5 protein-coding genes are annotated in these 2640 nt (G+C 65.8%); 4 read left to right on the top strand and 1 reads right to left on the bottom strand.

The window, feature by feature from the left end; translation table 11 throughout:
* The first annotated feature begins 131 nt into the window (after positions 1 to 131).
* Positions 132 to 401 carry a DUF1876 domain-containing protein gene (locus ACFWY6_RS45025; RefSeq protein ID WP_384703618.1) on the top strand — a complete coding sequence of 90 codons (270 nt, stop codon included), beginning with the start codon at positions 132 to 134 and terminating at the stop codon, positions 399 to 401.
* Positions 402 to 428: 27 nt separating this feature from the next.
* Here ACFWY6_RS45025 and ACFWY6_RS45020 read toward each other — a convergent pair whose 3' ends face one another.
* Positions 429 to 860, bottom strand: coding sequence for an ATP-binding protein (locus ACFWY6_RS45020; protein WP_384703615.1), 432 nt, complete (start codon positions 858 to 860; stop codon positions 429 to 431).
* A 127-nt stretch (positions 861 to 987) separates the two neighbouring features.
* On the opposite strand from ACFWY6_RS45020, the gene ACFWY6_RS45015 reads away from it, so the two are divergent.
* Genes ACFWY6_RS45015 through ACFWY6_RS45005 form a run of 3 tightly spaced genes read left to right on the top strand, consistent with a single transcriptional unit; the run spans position 988 to position 2505 of the window.
* Positions 988 to 1854 (top strand): Scr1 family TA system antitoxin-like transcriptional regulator, encoded by an 867-nt coding sequence (locus ACFWY6_RS45015; protein WP_384703612.1) that lies wholly within the window; start codon positions 988 to 990, stop codon positions 1852 to 1854.
* Positions 1851 to 2099: a DUF397 domain-containing protein gene (locus ACFWY6_RS45010; RefSeq protein ID WP_384703609.1), complete on the top strand. Its 249-nt coding sequence runs from the start codon at positions 1851 to 1853 to the stop codon at positions 2097 to 2099. Before ACFWY6_RS45015 ends, ACFWY6_RS45010 begins: the two co-directional genes overlap by 4 nt.
* Positions 2092 to 2505: a DUF4440 domain-containing protein gene (locus ACFWY6_RS45005; RefSeq protein WP_384703606.1), complete on the top strand. Its 414-nt coding sequence runs from the start codon at positions 2092 to 2094 to the stop codon at positions 2503 to 2505. The genes ACFWY6_RS45010 and ACFWY6_RS45005 overlap by 8 nt, the downstream gene beginning before the upstream one ends.
* The last annotated feature ends 135 nt before the right edge of the window (positions 2506 to 2640 follow it).

Genomic DNA, 2640 nt, shown 5'->3' with positions numbered 1-2640 from the left:
AAGTTTAACTGTGTTGGGGGCCTCTCCACTAACCCAAACCATCACCCACCGTATTCCACCCCCCCACCGCAGTTGTCACACCTGTGGGCGGCGGGCGCACCCTGGAATCAGCAGTTCCGGAGGTGATGACGATGAAGACCGCAGTCGGATGGCACATCGAGCTGGAATTCGAGGAGGACGACCACCGCACGCGCGCGGCCGCGCTCGTACGGCTCCCCGACGGCAACGAAGTCCGGGCCCACGGATACGCGAGCCGCCACCCCTCCGACTCGCAACAGGCGAGGGTCGGCGAGGAGATAGCGGGAGCACGTGCCCTGAACGAACTGGCGATGCAATTGCTGACGAAGGCGCACGACGAGATCGACGAGGCATCGGGAAGGACGTCGCACACGCTGCGGTGACGCCGACCACGGTCCGCCCGAGCGCCACTACTCCCTCGGGCGGACCCTCAGCTCTGCCCACACCGTCTTGCCGATACGCCGCTCCCTGACGCCCCAGGTCGCGGCGGCCGCTTCCACCAGGCGCAGCCCCCGCCCCGCCTCCGCCCCAGGGTCCGGCGGGCGCATCACCGGGACGCGATCGCCCCGCGCGTCCGACACCTCGATACGCAGCGTGCGCGCCGACTCCGCGTAGACGAGCCGCAGTTCGAAGTCCCTTCCGGGTACGTGTCCGTGCGTGACGGCATTGGCCGCCAGCTCGGCGACGACATGCGCCGCCGCGTCGGACAGCTCGCTGCCGTGCGGGATTCCCCAGATGTCGAGCTGGTGGGCGGCGAGGCGCCGGGCCAGGCGGGCGCCTCTCCGAGTGGAGCTGAGCCGCTGGGTGAAGTCGCTGATGGGGGTGGAGATTTGGGCTTTCATGTCACTGAGCGTGGTCGGTTCGTCTTACGCTGACCAGGTACGGCGCCACGACTCCGCGTAGCTGTATGAGTGCGGCGCGTTGGGCGTATGAGACGTCGACCGTGACCACGCAAGGGCGGTACGGGGTATGACCAACGCGGATCATGAGGAGCGGCCGGAGCGACCGTCGGATGCGGACGGTACAGCTCATCTCTTCCGGGCCCTGGGCAAACAGATCAAGGTGCTGCGCGAGCGGGCCGGGCTGAGCCAGAAGGAGTTCGCGGCAGCCGTTCATTGCGGGGAGGCGCTGATTTCCGCGATGGAACGCGGGGTGCGTACGCCACAGCCAGACTTCCTCGTCAGAGCAGACGATCTGCTTGACGGCCGAGGTGTCCTGGCGGCTGCGGTGGATGACGTACGAGAGGCGCAGGCAAAGGCTCGTACTCGACACCCGGAGTGGTATCGGAAGTACGCCAGCCTAGAAGCGGAGGCCATTGAGCTGCACGACTACAGCAACCAAGTCGTCCACGGCCTGCTTCAAACCGAAGGTTACGCGCGGGCCATCTTCTCTCAGCGGCGCCCATTCCTGGACCCGGAGACCATCGAGAAGCGGGTGGCCGATCGACTTGCTCGACAGCAGATCTTCGAGCGGTGGCCGGCGCCCGTGTGCAGCTTCATCGTGGAAGAGGCCGCGCTCCAGAGGCCGATCGGCGGGCAGGCCATTCACGAGGGCCAGCTGCGTCAGTTGCTGCGTGCAGGTAGGCACCGCACCATCGAGCTTCAGATCATGCCTACTGAGCGCGAGGAACATCCCAACGTAGACGGCGTGTTCACGCTGCTGACAAGCAAGTCGCGGCAGCAGGTGGCGTACACAGAAGTTCAGGGATACCCACGGCTTATCACCGACGTCGAAGAGGTCAGGCTCATCACGGCCCGCTATGGCATTCTTCGCTCGCAGGCTCTCAACGTCCGGGAGTCCCTGGTCCTCATCGAGAAGATGGTGGGAGCACGATGAACACCGAGCAGCTCAACTGGTTCAAGTCCAGCTCCAGCAGCGGCGAGGGCGGCGCGTGCCTCGAAGTCGCTTACACCTGGCGCAAGTCCAGCTACAGCGGCGGCGAAGGAGGCTCATGCGTGGAGGTATCCCCCTCCCCCAACGCCATCCACGTACGCGACTCCAAGAACCCCGAAGGCCCCACCTTCACAGTCGCCCCCGCCACCTGGACCGCCTTCATCACGCAGACGGCATCCCATGACTGACGTCACCAAGGCTGAACTCGACGAACTGATGCGCACGTTCCTCGGCGCGTTCACCAACACCGGTGGCAGCAAGGCGAACCTCGGCGCGGTCCGTGACGTATTCATCCCGCAGGGAATGATCATCAGCAACGTCGGCGACGGCGCACCCGTGGTGTACGACATCGAGGGCTTCATCGCGCCCCGCGAGAAGATGCTGAGCGACGGCGGGAAGCTGACGGAGTTCTCCGAGTGGGAAGTCTCCGAACGCACCGAGATCTACGGGTCGATCGCGCACCGGTTCAGCGAGTACCGGAAGTCGGGTTACCTCGACGGCGAGTGGTTCGAAGGCGTCGGCCACAAGACCACCCAGTACGTCCGTACGCCCGACGGCTGGCGGATGAGTTCAATGGCCTGGGACGACGAGTAGGCCGGTGGTGGTGTTCTTACCGGGGCCGCCCGGTTGTCCCGAGGTTGGCGGTTCCGGGCCGGGTGTAAAGGGCGCTCCTTCGTCGCGTCGGCTGCGCCGATTCCGCTTCGCTCCACCCTTGACACCCGTCCCTCC

Source organism: Streptomyces sp. NPDC059037 (assembly GCF_042740015.1).
Taxonomy (GTDB): Bacteria; Actinomycetota; Actinomycetes; order Streptomycetales; family Streptomycetaceae; genus Streptomyces.
This window is presented reverse-complemented; position numbering and strand designations above follow the sequence as displayed.

Coding starts and splice junctions, on each gene's coding strand:
- ACFWY6_RS45025 (WP_384703618.1), top strand. CDS start 132: ATGAAGACCGCAGTCGGATGGCACATCGAGCTGGAATTCGAGGAGGAC.
- ACFWY6_RS45020 (WP_384703615.1), bottom strand. CDS start 860: ATGAAAGCCCAAATCTCCACCCCCATCAGCGACTTCACCCAGCGGCTC.
- ACFWY6_RS45015 (WP_384703612.1), top strand. CDS start 988: ATGACCAACGCGGATCATGAGGAGCGGCCGGAGCGACCGTCGGATGCG.
- ACFWY6_RS45010 (WP_384703609.1), top strand. CDS start 1,851: ATGAACACCGAGCAGCTCAACTGGTTCAAGTCCAGCTCCAGCAGCGGC.
- ACFWY6_RS45005 (WP_384703606.1), top strand. CDS start 2,092: ATGACTGACGTCACCAAGGCTGAACTCGACGAACTGATGCGCACGTTC.